The organism is Streptomyces sp. NPDC107500 (assembly GCF_055582785.1).
Map to the genome: position 1 here is coordinate 25,166 of NZ_JBVJPF010000011.1, position 20,287 is coordinate 45,452.

At 70.9% G+C, this 20,287-nt stretch carries 18 protein-coding genes and 2 riboswitches; of the genes, 12 read left to right on the plus strand and 6 right to left on the minus strand.

From position 1 onward, the window contains the following. Positions 1-140: 140 nt before the first annotated feature. The gene (locus ACZ67M_RS35440; protein ID WP_385799867.1) at positions 141-875 is read left to right on the plus strand and encodes a D-Ala-D-Ala carboxypeptidase family metallohydrolase; all 735 of its coding nucleotides are present in this window, start codon (positions 141-143) and stop codon (positions 873-875) included. 78 nt (positions 876-953) lie between these two features. Continuing rightward, positions 954-1,547: a TetR/AcrR family transcriptional regulator gene (locus ACZ67M_RS35445; protein WP_361366858.1), complete on the plus strand. Its 594-nt coding sequence runs from the start codon at positions 954-956 to the stop codon at positions 1,545-1,547. A gap of 12 nt (positions 1,548-1,559) precedes the next feature. Here the strand turns inward: ACZ67M_RS35445 and ACZ67M_RS35450 are convergent, their stop codons facing one another. Continuing rightward, positions 1,560-2,588, minus strand: coding sequence for an SMP-30/gluconolactonase/LRE family protein (locus ACZ67M_RS35450; RefSeq protein WP_469854119.1), 1,029 nt, complete (start codon positions 2,586-2,588; stop codon positions 1,560-1,562). 172 nt (positions 2,589-2,760) lie between these two features. Between ACZ67M_RS35450 and ACZ67M_RS35455 the strand changes: the two genes are divergently transcribed. Further along, positions 2,761-4,569 carry a flavin-containing monooxygenase gene (locus ACZ67M_RS35455; protein WP_469854120.1) on the plus strand — a complete coding sequence of 603 codons (1,809 nt, stop codon included), beginning with the start codon at positions 2,761-2,763 and terminating at the stop codon, positions 4,567-4,569. 33 nt (positions 4,570-4,602) lie between these two features. Here the strand turns inward: ACZ67M_RS35455 and ACZ67M_RS35460 are convergent, their stop codons facing one another. Beyond that, complete coding sequence (locus ACZ67M_RS35460; protein ID WP_469854121.1) at positions 4,603-5,391, minus strand: SDR family NAD(P)-dependent oxidoreductase; 789 nt, start codon at positions 5,389-5,391, stop codon at positions 4,603-4,605. Between the two features lie 164 nt (positions 5,392-5,555). Between ACZ67M_RS35460 and ACZ67M_RS35465 the strand changes: the two genes are divergently transcribed. Beyond that, complete coding sequence (locus ACZ67M_RS35465; RefSeq protein WP_392103913.1) at positions 5,556-6,182, plus strand: TetR/AcrR family transcriptional regulator; 627 nt, start codon at positions 5,556-5,558, stop codon at positions 6,180-6,182. Positions 6,183-6,237: 55 nt separating this feature from the next. On the opposite strand, the gene ACZ67M_RS35470 is transcribed toward ACZ67M_RS35465, so the two are convergent. From ACZ67M_RS35470 to gcvT, 4 genes are all read right to left on the minus strand, one after another. Then, the gene (locus tag ACZ67M_RS35470) at positions 6,238-7,605 is read right to left on the minus strand and encodes an L-serine ammonia-lyase (protein WP_469854122.1); all 1,368 of its coding nucleotides are present in this window, start codon (positions 7,603-7,605) and stop codon (positions 6,238-6,240) included. 98 nt (positions 7,606-7,703) lie between these two features. Continuing rightward, positions 7,704-8,981: a serine hydroxymethyltransferase gene (gene glyA, locus ACZ67M_RS35475; protein ID WP_361366875.1), complete on the minus strand. Its 1,278-nt coding sequence runs from the start codon at positions 8,979-8,981 to the stop codon at positions 7,704-7,706. A gap of 14 nt (positions 8,982-8,995) precedes the next feature. Next, positions 8,996-9,373, minus strand: coding sequence for a glycine cleavage system protein GcvH (gene gcvH, locus ACZ67M_RS35480; RefSeq protein ID WP_122617587.1), 378 nt, complete (start codon positions 9,371-9,373; stop codon positions 8,996-8,998). A gap of 110 nt (positions 9,374-9,483) precedes the next feature. Then, positions 9,484-10,602, minus strand: coding sequence for a glycine cleavage system aminomethyltransferase GcvT (gene gcvT, locus ACZ67M_RS35485; protein WP_361366878.1), 1,119 nt, complete (start codon positions 10,600-10,602; stop codon positions 9,484-9,486). A gap of 43 nt (positions 10,603-10,645) precedes the next feature. Continuing rightward, positions 10,646-10,762: riboswitch (glycine riboswitch) on the minus strand. Then, a riboswitch (glycine riboswitch) is annotated at positions 10,763-10,857 on the minus strand. Between the two features lie 178 nt (positions 10,858-11,035). On the opposite strand from gcvT, the gene ACZ67M_RS35490 reads away from it, so the two are divergent. From ACZ67M_RS35490 to ACZ67M_RS35525, 8 genes are all read left to right on the plus strand, one after another. Continuing rightward, entirely contained in the window at positions 11,036-11,704 is a 669-nt protein-coding gene (locus tag ACZ67M_RS35490) for an AAA family ATPase (RefSeq protein WP_392103921.1), read from the plus strand. Positions 11,705-11,778: 74 nt separating this feature from the next. Continuing rightward, complete coding sequence (locus tag ACZ67M_RS35495; protein ID WP_361366883.1) at positions 11,779-12,555, plus strand: enhanced serine sensitivity protein SseB; 777 nt, start codon at positions 11,779-11,781, stop codon at positions 12,553-12,555. A 165-nt stretch (positions 12,556-12,720) separates the two neighbouring features. Next, positions 12,721-13,518, plus strand: a complete 798-nt coding sequence (locus ACZ67M_RS35500; protein WP_361366885.1) for an enhanced serine sensitivity protein SseB C-terminal domain-containing protein — start codon at positions 12,721-12,723, stop codon at positions 13,516-13,518. A gap of 314 nt (positions 13,519-13,832) precedes the next feature. After that, a complete protein-coding gene (locus tag ACZ67M_RS35505) occupies positions 13,833-14,840 on the plus strand; it encodes an ABC transporter permease (protein WP_361366887.1) in 1,008 nt (335 codons plus the stop codon). Positions 14,841-14,910: 70 nt separating this feature from the next. After that, a complete protein-coding gene (locus ACZ67M_RS35510) occupies positions 14,911-16,704 on the plus strand; it encodes an ABC transporter substrate-binding protein (protein WP_361366890.1) in 1,794 nt (597 codons plus the stop codon). 108 nt (positions 16,705-16,812) lie between these two features. Then, positions 16,813-17,811 (plus strand): ABC transporter permease, encoded by a 999-nt coding sequence (locus ACZ67M_RS35515; RefSeq protein WP_064729945.1) that lies wholly within the window; start codon positions 16,813-16,815, stop codon positions 17,809-17,811. Next, on the plus strand, positions 17,808-18,905 hold the full coding sequence (locus ACZ67M_RS35520) for an ABC transporter ATP-binding protein (RefSeq protein ID WP_361366893.1): 1,098 nt from the start codon (positions 17,808-17,810) through the stop codon (positions 18,903-18,905). Before ACZ67M_RS35515 ends, ACZ67M_RS35520 begins: the two co-directional genes overlap by 4 nt. Before the next feature lie 29 nt (positions 18,906-18,934). Then, positions 18,935-20,221 carry an ABC transporter ATP-binding protein gene (locus tag ACZ67M_RS35525; protein ID WP_392103923.1) on the plus strand — a complete coding sequence of 429 codons (1,287 nt, stop codon included), beginning with the start codon at positions 18,935-18,937 and terminating at the stop codon, positions 20,219-20,221. Positions 20,222-20,287: the final 66 nt, after the last annotated feature.

Consider the following 20,287-nt stretch of genomic DNA (forward strand, 5'->3'; position numbering starts at 1 on the left):
GTTATTCCCCACCATGGCACGGGTGATCCCCGCCCGAAGCGGAAACGTCGACTTCGCTTGTCCTGGGCGCTGTTGACGCGCGTAGCCCCGTATCGCAGGCTGGTCCGGTCCATGTTCGGCTCGACGGTCGGGAGGCCGGGATGTTCAGACGCGCGTCACGCCTGCTTCTCTCATTTGTCATGCTCATGGCTGGAGCGGCGGTGGGGGTGGGCGCCACCGCCACCACCGCTCAGGCGGACTCCTGCTACACCTGGGGCCGCACCCTGTCCCAGGGGACCTCCGGCGGCGACGTGACCCAGCTCCAGATCAGGGTCGCGGGCTGGGTCACCTCGGGGGAGCGGCTCTCCTACGACGGCCAGTACGGCGCGCGCACCACCGCCGCCGTGAAGAAGTTCCAGTCCGCGTACGGACTGGCCGCGGACGGCGTCGCCGGCCCGGCCACCTTCAACAAGATCTACTCGCTCCAGGACGCGGACTGCACCCCGGTCCACTTCAGTTACGCGGAACTCAACAAGTGCAACTCCGACTGGTCCGGCGGCGCGGTCTCCGCGGCCACCGCCAAGGCGAACGCGCTGAAGACGATGTGGAAGCTGGAGGCGATGCGGCACGCCCTCGGCGACGTGCCGCTCACCATCTCCAGCGGCTTCCGCTCCCGTGCCTGCAACAGCGCCGTCGGCGGCTCGGCCACCAGCCGGCACCTCTACGGCGACGCGGCCGACCTCACCGGATCACCCAGCTTCTGCCGCCTGGCGCAGCAGTCCAGGACCCACGGCTTCTCGGAGATCCTCGGCCCGGGCTACCCCGGCCACAACGACCACACCCACGTGGCCTTCGACCCCTCGCCGTACTGGTCGGCGCCGAGCTGCGGCATCTGACGGGCCGGGGCCGGGCCCGGCACCGGGCATGGCGTCCGGTCGCGGTCGGGCCCGGCACCCGCCCGATACCCTCTCGGGGTGACGCAGCAACGCACGCGCGACGAACGGCGGCCCGCGAACGACGGGCGCAAGGCCGCTGCCCGCAACCGGGCCGCGCTGATCGCCGCTGCCCGGGAGATCTACGCCGACTCCGGTCTGAACGCCCCGCTGTCCGCGATCGCGCGTCGGGCCGGCGTCGGCCAAGGGGTGCTGTACCGGCACTTCCCCGACCGGGCCGCCGTGGCGACGGCGGTCCTGGAGGAGAACGTGCGGCAGATCGAGCAGGCCGCGGCCGAGCCGGGAGCGGACATCGTCGGGATCCTGGGCGTCCTGACGTGGCACCAGACGCAGTCGGCGGCCTTCATCAGCCTGCTGCACGCGGACAGGGCGGGTGAGGTGTCCGCGGTTCCGAAGTACGCCTCCGCCCTGTCCGAGCGGGTCGAGCGGGCCCTGCGTGAACACCTGCCGGCCGGGCATCGGCTGGGCGGAGAGCGGGAGGACCTCATGGTCGCCGTCGCGATGGTCTCCGGTGCCGTCACCGGACCCACCCGTGAGCACAGGGAGCGCAGGGCGCTGGCGGCCTGGCGGCTGCTCGGCGTCGAGGTGGGCGCGGTGCGGCCCTACGAGGGGTGAGCGGCGGCGCGGTCAGCCGCCGTTGGACTGCCGTACGCCCCGCCCCAGGGCCTCGAAGCCGTACAGGTAGCCGCCGGCGGGACCGCTGACGGTGAGGTAGGCCCGGGTGCCGCCGGGGGTGATCGCCACATTGGTCGCGGACTGGAGGCCGGCGGCGGCGCGGGCGGGGACCTCGACGGTCGCCAGGCGTTCACCGTGCGGGCTGTACACGGCCATCGCGGGTCGGCCGTGCAGGGCCTGGTAGAGGTTGCCGTCCGCGTCCACGGCGATCGAGTCGGTCTGGGCGACACCGCCGTCGACCCGGATGGCGGTGTGGCGTGAGGCGGCACGGCCCTCGTCGTCCAGGAGCAGGTAGGAGACGCGGTTCTCCGTGAGTTCGCTGAACCACAGTCCGCGGTAGCGCGCGTCGAACGAGATCCCGTTCGGCGCCGCCAGCCCGGACGCCAGCACCGTGGCCTTCTTCCCGGTCCGGTCGACGCGCACCACGCGGCCCTTCGGCTCCCCCTCGGACATGCCGCGTGAGTCGCTGACGTACAGGTTGCCCTCCCGGTCGAAGGCGAGGTCGTCCGGGTTCATCGGGGCGCCGTCGACCTCGCCGGAGAAGAAGGTGCGCGGGTCGCCCCCGTCCGGGGCCAGGCTGACGATGTCGCCGTGGGAGAAGTCCGTCAGGTAGATCCGTCCGTCGTACGGGCTGAACTGCGCTGACGTGTAGGTGCCGCGGGTGTCGGTGTGGACGGCGCGCGACGTCTTGCGGTGGAGGTCGACCCGCAGCACCTTGGGCTCACCGGCGGGGGCGGTGACGTCGACGACGAGCAGGTCGCCGTTCCCGTCGAAGGTGGGGCCCTCCAGCAGGGTCATGCCGGTCTCCTGGTGGGTCTGCGTCAGCCGCATGACCTTCTCCGCCCGGACGGTCCTGCCCTCGCCGGTCGCGGCCGGCGTGTCCGCGGCCGGGCCCGTGGTGGTGGCGGTGCCGCACCCGGTGAGGGTGAGCAGGGCGGTCGTGGCGAGCGCGGTCAGAGATCGGATCGGGAGTCGTCGCATGGGTGTCACTCTTCCTGTCCGAGGGATGCGGAAGCTGGCTCGATCGCAACCGGACAACACTGTCCGGTACTTGCTACGGTAGTGCATGCCTGCTCAAGTCCGTTGCTCCTGCGACCACTTCACGGACGGGGCGGGCACTTGGCAGTGAACCGGAAGGATCGAGGCCCCCCACATGACGCACACCGAAGCGCTGTCCCCCGAGGCGCTGGCCGAGCTGAGGCGGCGCTACCGCCTCGAACGGGAGCGCCGGGTACGGCCCGACGGCGCCCGGCAGTACCTCGCCGCGGAGGCCCGTTTCGGCTACTACGCCGAAGACCCCTACGCGGACGCGGCGACCGGGCGGGAGCCGCTGCGGGACACCGTGGACGTCGTGGTCGTCGGCGGCGGGTTCGGCGGCATCCTCGCGGGCGCGCGGCTGCGTCAGCAGGGCGTCGGCCGCATCCGGATCGTCGAGAAGGGCGGTGACTTCGGAGGCACCTGGTACTGGAACCGCTACCCGGGCATCCACTGCGACGTCGAGTCGCACGTCTACCTGCCGATGCTCGACGAGACCGGGTACGTGCCGGAGTGGAAGTACGCGCCCGGCGAGGAGATCCGCCGCCACGCGGTGCGGATCGCCGAGAAGTCCGACCTCTGCGCGGACGCGTTGTTCTCCACGGTGGTGACATCCCTGACCTGGGACGACACCTGTGGTGCGTGGACCGTCACGACCGACCGGGGCGACGAGTTCCGCGCCACGTACGTCATCACGGCCACCGGCACCCTGACCGAGCTCAAGCTGCCCGGCATCCCCGGGATCGAGCAGTTCGAGGGCCACACCTTCCACACGTCGCGCTGGGACTACGCGTACACGGGAGGGACCCCGCAGGGCGGTCTGACCCGGCTCGCGGGCAAGCGGGTGGGGGTCGTGGGCACCGGCGCCACCGGAATCCAGGTCGTCCCCGCGCTGGCCGAGGACGCCGGACACCTCTACGTCTTCCAGCGCACGCCGTCCACGGTGGACGTCCGCGGCAACCGGCGCACCACCGCCCGGGACGTCGGCGCCGACCGGGACGGCTGGGCGCGGAAACGCCGCGACAACTTCCTGGGCATCGTCTCCGGCGAGCACGTCGACGACGACCTCGTGGCGGACCGGTGGACCTCGTCGGCCGGCCTCCTGGAGAAGCTCCTGCCGAGTTTCCGGCGGCACGGGGACCCGGCGGCCTTCGAGGCGGCGTACGAGGCCGCGGACGCCGCGAAGATGAACGAGATCCGTGCCCGCGTCGAGCAGGTCGTCACCGACCCGGACACGGCCGAGCGGCTCAAGCCCTGGTACCGGTACGCCTGCAAGCGCCCCACGTTCTCCGACCTGTACCTCCAGGCCTTCAACCGGGACAACGTCACTCTGGTCGACACCGCCGACACGCAGGGCATCGAGCGGATGACCGCACGCGGTGTCGTGGTCGGCGACACCGAGTACGCCCTCGACTGCCTCATCTTCGCGACCGGATTCTCCGTCGGGAACTCCGGCGTGCACTCCGGCCGACTGCCCGTGTACGGCAGGGGCGGGGTCGCGCTGCGGGACGCCTGGCGGGAGCGGGGGCCGCGCACGCTGCACGGGTTCACGGCCAACGGCTTCCCGAACCTGATCCAGCTGGGGGGCGTCCAGGGCGCCGCCAGCGTCAACTTCACTCACGTGCTCGACGAACACGCCGTGCACGCCGCGGCGTTGGTCGCCGCCGCCGAGGACCGGGGTGCGGTGATCGAGCCGTCCCGCGAGGCCGAGGACGCCTGGCTCGCGGTGCTGGCCGAGCACGCCCCGGACCACGAGTGGTTCCACGCCGAGTGCACCCCCGGCTACTACAACGGCGAGGGGCGCGGCCGGCCCAACGGTCCGCACGCCTACCCGCACGGCGCGTTCGCCTTCCACGAGCTGTTGAGGGCGTGGCGCGAGACGTCGGTGGACGAGGTCCTCACGCCCGGCGGGCGGGCGCGGACCTGAGCGTCCGGTCCGGCCAGGGACGCCGGAGGCCCGTCAGACGGCGGACCAGCCGTCGTCGACCGGCAGGATCGCGCCGTTGACGTTGCTCGCGGCGTCCGAGGCGAGGAAGAGGATCGCGGCGGCCTGCTCCTCCGGCTGCGACACCCGGCCGAGGTTGACGAAGTGCGGGCCGATCGCCGCCGGGCCGTGTGCCTTCGGGTCGGCCCGCACTCCGATGGCGGTCGCCGTGCCGCCCGGGCAGATCGCGTTGGACCGGATGCCGTTGTTGCGGTACATCACCGCCAGCGACTTCGTCAGCCCCACCACGCCGTGCTTGGACGCCGTGTACGCGGCACCCGCCGCGCTGCCGCGCAGGGCGGCCTCGGAAGCGGTGTTCACTATGGCGCCCCGGCCCGCGGCCAGCATGTGCGGCAGTACGGCGCGGGTGAGCAGGAAGGGGGCGGTGAGGTTGACCCGGATGAGCCGTTCCCATTCGGCGTCGCTCACGTCGGCCAGGGCCGACATGCTGTCCATGATCCCCGCGTTGTTCACCAGGACGTCCACGCAGCCGAACCGCTCAACGGCCGTCGCCGTGACGCGGTCCACCACGCTCTGCTCACTCAGGTCGCCCGTGACGGCCACCGCGGTGCCGCCCGACCGCTCGATCTCCGAGACGGTCGCCGCGGCCCCGTCGGCGTTGAGGTCGGCCACCACGACACGGTCGCCCTGGGCGGCGAAGGCGAGGGCGGCCGCGCGGCCGATGCCCGATCCGGCTCCGGTGACGATCACGCCGCGTCCGTGCGGTTGGCCGGTGTCGGCGCTTTCGGCGGTGTCGCCGGTCATGGAGTGCTCCGTCCGCTGAGGTGTCTGTCGGTGCGGCGGTACGCCACCGCGCCACCGCACCGGCATCCTAGCTCCTTCGTGTCGCTCAGTGACATAAAGTCGTGGCGACCGGAACCGGAGGGAGAATGGACCCGGCATCGACGACCACAGGGGCCGGAGGACAGATGACCGCAGCGAGCGGACGGACCGGACGGCCGCCGTTGACCGAGGAGCGGAAGACCGCCATCCGGCTGGAGATCGCCAGGGCGGCGGTCGACCTGTTCGTCGCCCAAGGTGTGGCCGCGACCACCGGAGAGCAGATCGGACGGGCGGTCGGTGTCTCGGCCCGCACCGTCTGGCGCTACTTCCCCACCAAGGAGAGCTGCGTACGGCCGCTGCTGGCGACCGGCGTCGACACGATCGCCGAGGCCCTGCGGCACTGGGAACGCGGACGCCCCCTGCCGGAGGCATTCGGCGAGTTGTGGGCCGGCGACGCCGCGCTGCCCGGCCCCGACGTCGGCGCCCTGCTCCGCCTGGCCCGGACCGAGGCGGGATTGCGCGCGGTCTGGTTGCAGACCCACGACGAGGCCGAACCCGTCTTCGCGCGGGCCCTCGCCGAGCGGGCCGGGCTCCCCGACGGCGACCTACGGCCGGCCGTCTGGGCCGCCATGCTCAACGCTGCCCTGCGTGCGGCGGTCGAGCACCACGCCTTCCGCCCGGCCGGGCCGGGCGCCGACGCCGCGTCCGCGCGGGCGGACCTGGCGACGACCGTACGGACCGCGCTCGCCGTCGCGGCGGCCGGAATCGTCTGACCGCGACGGGCACGCCCGACGACCGCGAGGCGCTCGTCGGGCGTGCCCGGCGGGCTCAGCACTCGATGATGTTCACCGCCAGCCCGCCCCGGGCCGTCTCCTTGTACTTCACGGACATGTCGGCGCCGGTGTCCTTCATGGTCTTGATGACCTTGTCGAGGGAGACCTTGTGGGAGCCGTCGCCGCGCATCGCCATCCGGGCCGCCGTGACCGCCTTCACCGCGGCCATGCCGTTGCGCTCGATGCACGGGATCTGGACGAGGCCGCCGACCGGGTCGCAGGTCAGGCCGAGGTTGTGCTCCATGCCGATCTCGGCGGCGTTCTCCACCTGCTCGGGGGAGCCGCCCAGCACCTCGGCGAGGGCGCCCGCCGCCATCGAGCAGGCGGAGCCGACCTCGCCCTGGCAGCCGACCTCGGCGCCGGAGATGGAGGCGTTCTCCTTGAAGAGCATGCCGATCGCGCCGGCCGCGAGCAGGAAGCGGACCACGCCGTCCTCGTCGGCGCCGGGCACGAAGTTGACGTAGTAGTGCAGGACGGCCGGGATGATGCCCGCGGCGCCGTTCGTCGGGGCGGTGACGACCCGGCCGCCGGCCGCGTTCTCCTCGTTCACGGCCATCGCGTAGAGGGTGATCCACTCCATGGCCAGGGCCTGCGGGTCGCCCTCGGAGCGCAGCTTGCGGGCGGTGTTGGCGGCGCGGCGGCGGACCTTCAGGCCGCCGGGGAGTATGCCCTCGCGGGTCATGCCGCGGTCCACGCACGCCCGCATCACCTGCCAGATCTCCAGCAGGCCCTCGCGGATCTCGTCCTCGTCGCGCCAGGCCCGCTCGTTCTCCAGCATCAGGGCGGAGATCGACAGGCCGGTGTCCCGGGCCAGGCGCAGCAGCTCGTCGCCGGTGCGGAAGGGGTACTTGAGCACCGTGTCGTCGAGCACGATGCGGTCCGCGCCCACCGCGTCCTCGTCGACGACGAAGCCGCCGCCGACCGAGTAGTAGGTCTTGGTCAGCACCTCGGCGCCCTCGGCGTCGTACGCCCACAGGGTCATGCCGTTGGCGTGGTAGGGGAGGGTCTCGCGGCGGTGCAGGACCATGTCGTCGTCGTAGGCGAAGGCGATCTCGTGCTCGCCGAGGAGGCGGATGCGGCCCGAGGACCTGATCGTCTCGACGCGGTCGTCGGCCGTCTCCACGTCCACCGTGCGCGGCGAGTCGCCCTCCAGGCCGAGCAGCACCGCCTTGGGGGTGCCGTGGCCGTGTCCGGTGGCGCCGAGCGAGCCGTACAGCTCGGCCCGGACGGAGGCGACGGAGTCCAGCAGCTCCTCGTTGCGCAGGCGGCGGGCGAACATGCGGGCCGCGCGCATCGGGCCGACCGTGTGCGAGCTCGACGGGCCGATGCCGATCGAGAACAGGTCGAAGACCGAGATGGCCACGGGGGTCTCCTCAGAACGGGGGTGGTGCAGAGGGTGGTGCTTCGGGGCGGGGCGCCGGACCCGCTTGTGGCGGGCGCGGCGCCCCGATCACGGGGTGTCTACTTGTTCAGACCGGGGTACAGCGGGTGCTTGTCGGCCAGGGCCTTCACCCGGGCCGCCAGCGCCTCGGCGTCGGCCGCCCCGAAGGGAGAGGGGGCCTTCAGCGCCTCGGCGATCACGTCCGCGACCTCGGCGAAGTCCTCGGCCGTGAAGCCGCGGGTCGCCAGGGCCGGCGTACCGATGCGCAGCCCGGAGGTCACCATCGGCGGACGCGGGTCGTTCGGGACGGCGTTGCGGTTGACCGTGATGCCGACCTCGTGCAGGCGGTCCTCGGCCTGCTGGCCGTCCAGCTCGGAGTCGCGCAGGTCGACCAGGACCAGGTGGACGTCCGTGCCACCGGTCAGGACCGACACGCCCGCCGCCTTCGCGTCGTCCCGCACCAGGCGCTCGGCCAGGATGCGGGCACCCTCCAGCGTACGGGTCTGGCGCTCCTTGAAGTCCTCGCTCGCGGCGACCTTGAAGGCGACGGCCTTGGCGGCGACCACGTGCTCCAGCGGTCCACCCTGCTGACCGGGGAAGACGGCGGAGTTGATCTTCTTGGCCAGGTCGGCCGTGGAGAGGATCACACCGCCGCGCGGGCCGCCCAGCGTCTTGTGGGTCGTGGTGGTGACCACGTGCGCGTGCGGCACCGGGTTCGGGTGCAGGCCCGCCGCGACCAGACCGGCGAAGTGCGCCATGTCGACCATGAGGTAGGCGCCGACCTCGTCGGCCACCTTGCGGAAGGCGGCGAAGTCGAGCTGCCGGGGGTAGGCCGACCAGCCGGCCACGATCAGCTTCGGCCTGCTCTCCTTGGCGAGGCGCTCCACCTCGGCCATGTCGACCTGGCCGTCCTCGCCGACGTGGTACGGGACCACGTTGTAGAGCTTGCCGGAGAAGTTGATCTTCATGCCGTGGGTCAGGTGCCCGCCGTGGGCGAGGTTCAGACCCATGATCGTGTCGCCCGGCTTGAGCAGCGCGAACATCGCGGCGGCGTTGGCCTGCGCGCCCGAGTGCGGCTGCACGTTGGCGTGCTCGGCGCCGAACAGCGCCTTGACCCGGTCGATGGCGATCTGCTCGACCACGTCGACGTGCTCGCAGCCGCCGTAGTAGCGGCGGCCGGGATAGCCCTCGGCGTACTTGTTGGTCAGGACCGAGCCCTGGGCCTCCATCACCGCGACGGGTGCGAAGTTCTCGGAGGCGATCATCTCCAGGGTGGACTGCTGGCGGTCCAGCTCGGCGTCGACGGCGGCGGCGACGTCGGGGTCGAGCTCATGCAGGGGTGTGTTCAGAAGCGACATGCGTCCGTGACTCCTCAGGCGCCGGCGAATGCGGTGTACTCGTCGGCGGAGAGCAGGTCGCCCGGCTCGTCCGTGACCCGCACCTTGAACAGCCAGCCGCCCTCGAAGGGGGCGCTGTTCACCAGCGACGGGTCGTTGACGACGTCCTCGTTGATCTCGGTGACCTCACCGGAGACGGGGGAGTACAGGTCGGAGACGGACTTGGTCGACTCCAGTTCGCCGCAGGTCTCGCCCGCGGACACCGAGTCGCCGACCTCGGGAAGCTGCACGAAGACGACGTCACCGAGCGCGTTGGCCGCGTGCTCCGTGATGCCGACCGTCGAGGCGCCGTCCTCGGCGGCCGACAGCCACTCGTGCTCCTTGCTGTAGCGCAGCTGCTGGGGGTTGCTCATGGCCTGAATTCTCCTGTACGCGGGTGACTGCTGATGAATGGGGGACTGCTGACACTGCCGTTGAGCAGCAAGGACACGCGCGGAGGCCGGTGGCCGTCCGCCCTCAGTGTCTACTTCTGGCGCTTGTAGAAGGGCAGTGCCACGACCTCGTACGGCTCGTGGCTGCCCCGGATGTCCACGCCCACACCCTCGGTCCCCGGAGCCGCGTGCGCCGCGTCGACGTACGCGATGGCGATCGGCTTGCCCAGCGTGGGGGAGGGGGCGCCGGAGGTGACCTCGCCGATCACCTCGCCGCCGGCGACGACCTGGTACCCGGCACGCGGGACCCGGCGGCCCTCGGCGATCAGGCCGACCAGCACGCGGGGCGGGTTCTGCTCGGCCTCGGCGGCGGCCCCGGTCAGCGCGGCGCGACCGACGAAGTCGCCCTCCTTCTCGAACTTCACCACCCGGCCGAGCCCGGCGTCGAAGGGCGTCAGGGAGGTGCTCAGCTCGTGCCCGTACAGCGGCATGCCCGCCTCCAGGCGGAGCGTGTCCCGGCAGGACAGGCCGCAGGGGACGAGACCGACGCCCTGGCCCGCCTCGGTCAGCGCCTGCCACAGCTCGACGGCGTGCTCCGGCTTCACGAACAGCTCGAAGCCGTCCTCGCCGGTGTAGCCGGTGCGCGCGATCAGCGCCGGGACGCCGGCCACCGTGCCGGGCAGACCGGCGTAGTACTTCAGGCCGTCCAGGTCGGCGTCGGTGAGGCTCTTGAGGATGCCCGGGGACTCGGGGCCCTGCACGGCGAGCAGCGCGTAGGCGTCGCGGTCGTCGCGCACCTCGGCGTCGAAACCGGCCGCCCGCTCGGTCAGCGCGTCGAGCACGGTCTGCGCGTTGGAGGCGTTGGCGACGACCATGTACTCGGCGTCCGCCAGCCGGTAGACGATCAGGTCGTCCAGGATGCCGCCGTCCTCGCGGCAGATCATGGTGTAGCGGGCGCGGCCCGGCTTCACGCCGCCGATGTTGCCGACCAGCGCGAAGTCAAGGAGCGCGGCGGCCTGCGGCCCGGTGACGGTGATCTCGCCCATGTGCGAGAGGTCGAAGAGACCGGCCCGGGTGCGCACCGCGACGTGCTCGTCACGCTCGGAGGCGTAGCGCAGGGGCATGTCCCAGCCGGCGAAGTCGGTCATCGTCGCGCCCAGCGCGCGATGCGTGGCGTCGAGCGCGGTACGGCGGGTGTTCGAACTGCTCATCGGTCGGTCGTCTCCCAGGACAGGACGGCACGGGCGAGGTCGGTCCTCCCCATCTGTCATCGGAACCTGAGAGGTTCGCCACGACCACCGGAGTACGGCGATCAGGGCTTGCACCTTGGGTGGGGCAGCCGTCGAACGGCGGCCCGCTTTTCAGATGTGCCTCGCCCGCGCGGTAACGGGGGCCTGAGAGATTCAAGGGAGGGACTTGCTCCTTCGGCGCCCCGGCGTGGCCGGGGACTCTCCCGCGCGGATTCAAACGGCCGGTATGCAGTTGGCGCCGCCATCATTGCACGACCGGCCGATTCGTGGCAGACCGTGATCTGTAACCGGCTTGTGGCAGTAAGCGAACGAAATCGCGAGACCCGCGCATTACCTTCTCTTTACACTCGACGGGGATGGGAACTCGTGAACCGCCCCAGGGGAGACGATCACGGTGAACAGGACCACGGCCTACGCCACGACCTCGGGCCTCGCGCTGCCCGAGCAGCCCTCCGCCCCGGCCCCGCAGTCGTGCGCCGAGCGGCCCGCACCCGTCGTCCGCGACCTGCGCGAGCGGGACGGGCGCGGCCCGCACGCCCTGCTCTTCGGACCCCGGGACCTGGTGGTGATCACCGGCCTGCCCGGCAGCGGCAAGTCCACCCTGATGGCGCGCACCGTGCGCGGCCCGCGCATCGACTCCCAGGACACCCGCGACCGCTGGGAGCGCCGCATGCCGGGCTTCCTGCCGTACGCGCTCTACCGCCCCCTGGTCCGCCTCGCCCACTACGCGGGGCTCCGCAAGGCGCTGCGCTCCGGCGAGGGCGTCGTCGTGCACGACTGCGGCACACAGTCCTGGGTGCGCGGCTGGCTGGCCCGGGAGGCCCGGCGCCGCGACGGCACCCTGCACCTGCTGCTCCTCGACGTCGGCGCCGACCAGGCCCTCGCCGGGCAGCGCGAGCGCGGCCGCGGCGTCTCGCGGTACGCGTTCCTGCGGCACCGCGCGGCCAACTCCCGCCTGCTGCGCGCCGTGACCGGAGGCGCCCTGCCGGCCGGCTGCACCTCGGCGATCGTCCTGGACCGGGCGGCCGCGGACAACCTCCGCCGCATCGCGTTCACCGGATGACGGACCACGGGGGGCTGCGCCGAACGGGTTAGCCTTTTCAGCCAGGACAGCGGTACCAGGCAGGCGGTAGGCAGATGGACTTCCCCGAGTTCCCGGCACAGGCACACCCCCACCCGCACGGCGGTTGGCCCGGCAACGAGCTGGAGGAGGTGCTCTCCGCCTCCCTCGGCATACCCGGCGCCGGCGGGCGGATCGTGGAGGTGCTCGGCCGCAGCTTCCTCTGGATCCCCCTGCCGAACGGCGGCGGCCCGCACAGCGGCCCCCTCGACCTGCCCTCCCTGGAGATCGACGGCCAGGCCTACGTGCCGGTGTTCAGCTCCGAGGAGCAGCTCCGCCAGGTCGCCGGGGCGCAGATGGCGTACACCGTCGCCCCCGCCGCGGAGTTCGCCCGCGGCCTGCCCCCGCAGATCGGCATCGCCGTGAACCCGGAGGGCGTGGTCGGCATCCCGCTGCCGCCGCCCGCCGTGGCCGAGCTGTGCCGGGCCGGCCGCACCCCGCTGGACGGGCCCGCATCCGGCGGCCGGGTCCGCCTCTTCGAACCGGACTGGCAGGACGACCCGGTGGACTTCCTCGCCGCGGCCTCCGCCGAGTTCGCCGCCACCGGCGTCGTGCGCACCGCCCGCCGCTGCCTGGCCGCCGTCGAGACCGCCGACCCCACCCTGTTCGTCGGCGTCGAACTCACCCACTGGGAGGGCGACGCCCGAGCCCTCCCCCTGGACGCCCTGGGCCGCGCCCTCACCGCCGCCCCGCCGAAGTGGCCGGTCAACCTGGTCCTCCTGGAGGCCGCCCAGGACCCCGTCTGCGACTGGATGAGGGACAGGGTCCGCCCTTTCTACGACCGGGACTTGTAAACACCGTTGAGGTAAGCGCCCCTCAGGGGCGCGGGGAACTGCGCGACAAGCCACGACGCACCCGCACCCGCAGGACGACAGCGCCCCCCGAGCTCATAGGCGCCCCCCACCCCGCGGAGCCGTAAGCTGTTTCCACGACCGGGACTTCCAGAAAGGGCCACAGACGTGAGCGCCAGCGGCACCACGACCGGGCAGGTCGAGCACATGCTGCGCCAGGTGACGCCCGGGCGCTACGACGCCTACGAGGCCCTGCTGCGCGCGCTCGCCACCCCCACCTCCGGCCAGGTCTGGATGCTGCTGTGGCAGGGCCAGGCCGGCTCCCCGGACGCCCAGTACGGAAACATGGAGGTCGAGGGCTACGGCTACGCGCCGTGCGTCACCTCCGCCCAGGAGCTGTCGGCCAGCGGCTGGAACAGGTCGTACGAGGTGGTCGACGGCCTGGAGGCGGCCCGCGCCCTCTACCCGGACCACTTCGGCCTCTGGCTCAACCCGCACGCCCCCGGCGGCGGCGTCGGCATCCCCTGGCCGGACCTGCGCCGGATCGCCTCCGGCCTGGACCGCCAGCCCGCCGGACCCCTGCGGCTGTCCGAACCGGCCATCGAGATCCCCCAGTTCTACGCCCTGCTCACACAGAACGCCCACCGCACCCCTGCCGTCCGCGCCCTGCGCCGCGCCTGGGTGCAGCCCGCGCTCGGGGCGCCGTACCTCGCCATCGGTCTCGAGGTCTACGACACCTCACCGCAGGCCGTCGACGCGGTGCGCGCGATGATGCAGCAGTCCGTCGGCGCGGTACCGGACGGGCTCGCGGTGTCGACGGTGGCGATGACCGACCTCCACGACCCGGTCGCCATGTGGCTGCGCGCCCACGCCCGTCCGTTCTACGACCGCGAGGCCCATGCCCCCGCCCCGGCGCAGGCGCCGGCGGGCGGGTACGGATACCCTCCGGCCGGGGGCCGGTACTGACCGTCGCGGGTCCGGCCCCGGGGGGACCGGTGGCGATCTTCGCGCGTAGATGAGGGTGCAAAGCGCCGCCTTGTCCCCTCTGTCCCAACTCATCCGTGTCCGGCCCCCGTTACCCACTGTCCGGATAACGGAACACCTCAAACAGCATCACGGTTGCGCATCCATTCACCGTCAAGTCTGGCTACAGATCGCCAAAGCGTTGAAGACTCCCGCAACAAGGGGTGGATGCTCGCCCCTTTGTACGACGGACGGATCACGCCGCTACAGCGGCAAGTGCGGGCCGGCTACCGCCGGTTGAGAGGGGTCCCTGCCAGATGACGGCACCATTGCACGAGCCGACCGCGGAGACGGCCCCGAGTGCGGCCGAGGAAGCGGCGGTTGCCGGCGCCGAAGCCAAGGCGGTACAGGGGCGTTCCCTTGGCAGGATCGCCTGGGAGCGCCTGAAGCGGGACAAGCTCGCCCTGACGGGCGGCGTCGTCGTGCTCCTGCTCGTCGTGGTCGCGATCTTCGCGCCCTTGATCACCAACATCGTGGGGCAGGACCCGGACGTCTACCACGAGGACCTGATCGACCCGCTGTTCGGCACGCCCCGGGGGTCACTCGGCGGCATCAGCGGCGACCACTGGTTCGGCGTCGAGCCGGTCAACGGCCGCGACATCTTCGCCCGCATCGTCCACGGCGCCCGGATCTCGCTGCTCGTCGGCTTCCTGTCCGCGATCGTCGCCGTGATCATCGGAACCGTCCTGGGTGTGCTCGCCGGCTTCTTCGGCGGCTGGGTCGACGCCCTGATCAGCCGGGTCATGGACGGCCTGCTGGCCTTCCCGCAGCTGCTCTTCATCATCGCGCTGGTCTCGGTGATGCCGAACGAGATGCTGGGACTGAGCGGCACGGGCGTGCGCCTCTTCGTCATGATCCTCGTCATCGGCTTCTTCGGCTGGCCCTACATCGGGCGCGTGGTGCGTGGCCAGACGCTCTCCATGCGTGAACGGGAGTACGTGGAGGCCGCCCGGTCCCTGGGGGCCGGACGCTTCTACATCCTGTTCAAGGAACTGCTGCCCAACCTGGTGGCCCCGATCATCGTGTACACGACGATGATGATCCCCACCAACATCCTCACCGAGGCGGCACTCAGCTTCCTGGGCGTGGGCGTCAAGCCGCCCACGTCGTCCTGGGGGCAGATGCTCTCGAGCGCGATCGACTACTACCAGTCGGATCCCATGTACATGGTGATCCCCGGTCTGGCGATCTTCATCACCGTTCTTGCCTTCAACCTCTTCGGCGACGGCGTACGCGATGCGCTGGACCCGAAGGGCTCCCGCTGACCTGCCGTACCGGCAAGCGACCCGTGGCACCTGCACGGGGTCTCTCATCTAATCCGGAGGATCCGAGATCGTGACTACCCAACGCACCTCAGGGCGGCGCAAGCAGGCCATGGCCGCTGCCGCAGTGGTCGCCGCGCTGCTGACCACGGCGGCGTGCGGCGGCGGCGGTGACAGCGACGGGGGATCGAAGAACGGCGCGGCCGGCTTCGACGCCGCGAACAACAAGATCGCCCAGGCCGACCTGGCCAAGAAGGGCGGCGAGCTGAAGTTCGCCAGCGCCCAGGACGCCGACTCGTGGGACACCACGCGCGGCTACTACGGCTTCATGTGGAACTTCTCGCGGTACTACTCCCGCCAGCTCGTGACGAACACGCCGGCGCCGGGTGAGAAGGGCGCGGGCGTCACCCCCGACCTCGCCACCGACGTCGCCAAGGTCTCGGACGACGGCAAGACCTACACGTACACCCTGCGTGACGGCGTGACCTGGGAGGACGGCAAGCCGATCACCTCCAAGGACATCAAGTACGGCATCGAGCGCGTGTGGGCGCAGGACGTCCTCTCCGGCGGTCCGACGTACCTCAAGGAGGTGCTCGACCCCGAGGACAAGTACCAGGGTCCCTACAAGGACAAGTCCGCGGACAAGCTGGGCCTGAAGGCCATCGAGACGCCGGACGACAAGACCATCGTCTTCAAGCTGCCGCAGGCCAACTCGGACTTCGAGGAGATGCTCGCGCTGACCTCGGCGTCCCCGGTCCGCCAGGACAAGGACACCAAGTCCAAGTACGGCCTGAAGCCGTTCTCCTCCGGCCCGTACAAGTTCCAGTCCTACAACCCGGGCAAGGACCTCACCCTGGTCCGCAACACCGAGTGGAAGCAGGAGTCGGACCCGGTCCGCAAGGCGTACCCGGACAAGGTCACGATCAAGTTCTTCACCAACGCCAACGAGCTGGACCAGCGTCTGATCGCCGGTGACTACGACGTCGACCTGGCCCAGACCGGTCTGTCGCCGCAGGGCCGCACCACCGCCCTGAAGCAGCACAAGGGCAACGTGGACAACCCGGTCTCCGGCTACATCCGCTACGCGGTCTTCCCGCAGAGCGTGAAGCCGTTCGACAACATCCACTGCCGCAAGGCGGTGCTCTACGGGGCCGACCACGTCTCGCTCCAGACCGCGCGCGGCGGCCCGCAGGCCGGTGGCGACATCGGCACCAACATGCTGCCGCCGGCGGTGCCGGGCTCCGAGGGTCAGAAGTACGACCCGTACGAGATGGCCGGTGCCAACCAGAAGGGCAACGTCGCCAAGGCCAAGGAAGAGCTGAAGGCCTGCGGCAAGCCCAACGGCTTCAAGACCACCATCGCGGTCCGCAACAACAAGCCGGTCGAGGTGGCCACCGCCGAGTCCCTCCAGGCGTCGCTGAAGAAGATCGGCATCACGGTCGACATCGACCAGTTCGACGGCTCGCAGACCGCCGGCATCATCGGCAGCCCCTCGAACGTGCTGAAGAAGAACTACGGCATCATCATCATGGGCTGGGGCCCCGACTTCCCGTCGGTCCAGGGCTACGGTCTCCCGCTGTGGAGCAGCGACTACATCCTCGAGAGCGGTAACAACAACTACGCGCTCATCAAGGACAAGGACATCGACGGCCTGTTCGACAAGTACGTCACCACCCTGGACGACGCCGGCAAGGCGGACATCGCCAAGCAGATCAACCACAAGGTGATGGAGGGCGGCTACTACCTGCCCTTCGTCTTCGAGAAGTTCATCAACTGGCGCTCCAGCCGCCTGGCGAACGTCTACACGACCGACGGCTACAGCGGTATGTACGACTTCGTCAACCTCGGCCTGAAGTCCTCGAAGTAACCGGTACACCCGCCGTACGGCACGAAAGGCAGGTGAAGGCCGGCGCGGCGTGACCGCGGGCCGCCGGACGACCTCCGGCGGCCCGCGATCCGCGGCGGGCCGTAAGCTGTGCTCGCTTACCTCATCAGGCGGCTGTTCGCCGCCGTAGTGATGCTCGTGGTCATCATCCTGGTGGTCTTCGGCATCTTCTTCCTCGTCCCCAAGTGGGCGGGCGTCGACATCGCCACGAGCTTCGTGGGCAAGCAGGCCGACCCGGCCTCCGTCGAGGCGGTTCGCCAGAAGCTGGGTCTGGGCGACCCGATCTTCGTCCAGGCCTGGGAGTTCTTCAAGGCGATCTTCGCCGGCCGGACCTACTCGGGCGGCGGCGACGTCACCGAGTGCGCGGCCCCGTGCTTCGGCTACTCCTTCCGCAGCGAGCAGGCCGTCTGGCCGGTGCTGACCGAGCGTTTCCCGGTGACCCTGGCTCTCGCGCTCGGTGCGGCCGTGCTGTGGCTGATCTTCGGTCTCGCGGCGGGCGTGCTCTCCGCGCTCAAGCGGGGCACCCTGTGGGACCGCGGTGCGATGGTCGTCGCGCTCGCGGGCGTCTCCCTGCCGATCTACTTCACCGGTCTGCTCAGCCTCGCGGTCTTCTCCCACAGCCTGGGCTGGATCAACGCGGAGTTCGTCCCGCTGGACGAGAGCTTCTCCGGCTGGTTCGGCGGCATGATCCTCCCCTGGATCACCCTGGCCTTCCTGTACGCCGCGATGTACGCCCGGATCACCCGGGCCACCATGATGGAGATCCTCGGTGAGGACTACATCCGCACGGCGCGGGCCAAGGGGCTCAAGGAGCAGGTCGTCATCCGCAAGCACGCGATGCGGTCCACGCTGACCCCGCTGCTGACCATGCTCGGCATGGACCTCGGCGCCCTCATGGGCGGCGCGATCCTGACCGAGACCACGTTCAGCCTCCCCGGCCTCGGCCAGAAGGTGCTGGACGCGATCCAGAACCAGGACCTGCCCTTTATCCTGGGTGTCGTCCTGATCACTTCTCTCGCGGTGCTGATCGCCAACCTCGTGGTGGACGTCCTGTACGCCGTGATCGACCCCCGAGTGAGGCTCGCATGACCGAACTCAGCAAGAGCGGGGCGGCCGTGGGCGAGCCCACCGCCACCTCGCCCGCTCCGAAGGCGTTCCTGGAAGTGCGCGACCTCAAGGTGCACTTCCCCACCGACGACGGTCTGGTCAAGTCCGTCGACGGGCTCAGCTTCCAGCTGGAGAAGGGCAAGACCCTCGGCATCGTGGGCGAGTCCGGCTCCGGCAAGTCGGTGACCTCGCTCGGCATCATGGGCCTGCACACCGCCGGCCAGTACGGCAAGCGCAAGGCCCAGATATCCGGCGAGATCTGGCTGGACGGGACCGAGCTGCTCTCCGCCGACCCGGACCACGTGCGCAAGCTGCGCGGCCGGAACATGGCGATGATCTTCCAGGACCCGCTGTCCGCGCTGCACCCGTACTACACGATCGGGCAGCAGATCGTGGAGGCGTACCGCATCCACCACGACGTGGACAAGAAGACCGCCAAGCGCCGCGCCGTGGAGATGCTCGACCGCGTCGGCATCCCGCAGCCGGACAAGCGGGTGGACAGCTACCCGCACGAGTTCTCCGGCGGTATGCGCCAGCGCGCGATGATCGCGATGTCGCTGGTCAACAACCCCGAACTGCTCATCGCGGACGAGCCGACCACCGCCCTGGACGTGACCGTCCAGGCGCAGATCCTGGACCTGATCCGGGACCTGCAGAAGGAGTTCGGCTCCGCGGTCATCATCATCACCCACGACCTGGGCGTCGTCGCCGAACTGGCCGACGACCTCCTGGTGATGTACGGCGGCCGGTGCGTCGAGCGGGGCCCGGCGGAGAAGGTGTTCTACGAGCCCCGGCACCCCTACACCTGGGGCCTGCTCGGCTCGATGCCGCGCCTCGACCGCGACCAGCAGGAACGCCTCATCCCGGTCAAGGGCTCCCCGCCCTCCCTCATCAACCTCCCGTCCGGCTGCGCCTTCAACCCGCGCTGCCCGTACGCCGACGTGCCCAAGGACGACGTCACGCGCACGGTCCGCCCGGAGCTGTCCGAGGTCGGCGGCAGGCACTGGGCGGCCTGCCACATGTCGCAGGAGCAGCGGGAGCGGATCTGGACCGAAGAGATTGCGCCGAAGCTGTGAGTGACAAAGCGAAGGCAGAGGACACAGCGGTGACCATCCCCGCACAGAGCAGCGGCGCCACCCTCACCAAGGACGCCGCACCCGGCGAGACCCTGCTGAAGGTCACCGGGCTCCAGAAGCACTTCCCGATCAAGAAGGGCCTGCTCCAGCGCCAGGTCGGCGCCGTGCGCGCCGTCGACGGCATCGACTTCGAGGTCCGCTCCGGCGAGACCCTCGGCGTCGTGGGCGAGTCGGGCTGCGGCAAGTCGACCATGGGCCGGCTCATCACCCGGCTGCTCGAACCGACCGCGGGCAAGGTCGAGTTCGAGGGCAAGGACATCACCCACCTCGGGGTCGGCGGGATGCGTCCGCTGCGCCGCGACGTGCAGATGATCTTCCAGGACCCGTACTCCTCGCTGAACCCGCGCCACACCATCGGCACGATCGTCAGCGCCCCCTTCAAGCTCCAGGGCGTCGAGCCCGAGGGCGGGGTCAAGAAGGAGGTCCAGCGGCTGCTGTCGGTGGTCGGCCTCAACCCCGAGCACTACAACCGCTACCCGCACGAGTTCTCCGGCGGCCAGCGCCAGCGCATCGGCATCGCCCGCGCGCTCGCGCTCAACCCGAAGATGGTCGTGGCGGACGAGCCGGTGTCCGCCCTGGACGTGTCGATCCAGGCGCAGGTCGTCAACCTGCTCGACGACCTCCAGACCGAGCTGGGTCTGACGTACGTGATCATCGCGCACGACCTCTCCGTCGTCCGGCACGTCTCGGACCGGATCGCGGTGATGTACCTCGGCAAGATCATGGAGCTGGCCGACCGCGACCTGCTCTACAAGTCGCCGATGCACCCGTACACCAAGGCCCTGATGTCGGCGGTGCCGATTCCGGACCCGGCGCGCCGCGGTGCCAAGAGCGAGCGCATCCTGCTCAAGGGCGACGTGCCCTCGCCGATCGCGCCGCCGAGCGGCTGCCGGTTCCACACCCGGTGCTGGAAGGCGACGCAGATCTGCACCACCACCGAGCCGCCGCTCAAGGAGCTGCGTCCCGGCCAGCAGGTGGCCTGCCACCACCCGGAGAACTTCGCGGACCAGGCCCCGCAGGACGTCGTCCTGCTCACGGCCGCCAAGGAGGCCGCGGAGCTGGTGTCGGAGGACGCCCTCGCGGAGTCGGCGGCGACCTCGGCGGCCGTGGCCGCGGAGGTCGAGGCGATCGCCGAGGCCGAGGAGGCGTCCGCCGCGGCCGAGGAGGCGTCTGCCGAGGCCACCAGCACGGAGGCCACCAGCAGCGAGGCCACCTCCGAGGCCACCGACGAGGAGCCTCCCGCCAAGGAGAAGTGACCCGTCCGCCGACGAGCCCCCGCCCTCATGCGTGAGGCGGGGGCTCGTCGGCGGGTGAGAATGGCC

Excerpts from the sequence above, each read along its gene's own strand:
- ACZ67M_RS35440 (WP_385799867.1), top strand. The coding sequence starts at position 141 with ATGTTCAGACGCGCGTCACGCCTGCTTCTCTCATTTGTCATGCTCATG.
- ACZ67M_RS35450 (WP_469854119.1), bottom strand. The coding sequence starts at position 2,588 with ATGCGACGACTCCCGATCCGATCTCTGACCGCGCTCGCCACGACCGCC.
- ACZ67M_RS35455 (WP_469854120.1), top strand. The coding sequence starts at position 2,761 with ATGACGCACACCGAAGCGCTGTCCCCCGAGGCGCTGGCCGAGCTGAGG.
- ACZ67M_RS35460 (WP_469854121.1), bottom strand. The coding sequence starts at position 5,391 with ATGACCGGCGACACCGCCGAAAGCGCCGACACCGGCCAACCGCACGGA.
- ACZ67M_RS35465 (WP_392103913.1), top strand. The coding sequence starts at position 5,556 with ATGACCGCAGCGAGCGGACGGACCGGACGGCCGCCGTTGACCGAGGAG.
- glyA (WP_361366875.1), bottom strand. The coding sequence starts at position 8,981 with ATGTCGCTTCTGAACACACCCCTGCATGAGCTCGACCCCGACGTCGCC.
- gcvH (WP_122617587.1), bottom strand. The coding sequence starts at position 9,373 with ATGAGCAACCCCCAGCAGCTGCGCTACAGCAAGGAGCACGAGTGGCTG.
- gcvT (WP_361366878.1), bottom strand. The coding sequence starts at position 10,602 with ATGAGCAGTTCGAACACCCGCCGTACCGCGCTCGACGCCACGCATCGC.
- ACZ67M_RS35495 (WP_361366883.1), top strand. The coding sequence starts at position 11,779 with ATGGACTTCCCCGAGTTCCCGGCACAGGCACACCCCCACCCGCACGGC.
- ACZ67M_RS35505 (WP_361366887.1), top strand. The coding sequence starts at position 13,833 with ATGACGGCACCATTGCACGAGCCGACCGCGGAGACGGCCCCGAGTGCG.
- ACZ67M_RS35520 (WP_361366893.1), top strand. The coding sequence starts at position 17,808 with ATGACCGAACTCAGCAAGAGCGGGGCGGCCGTGGGCGAGCCCACCGCC.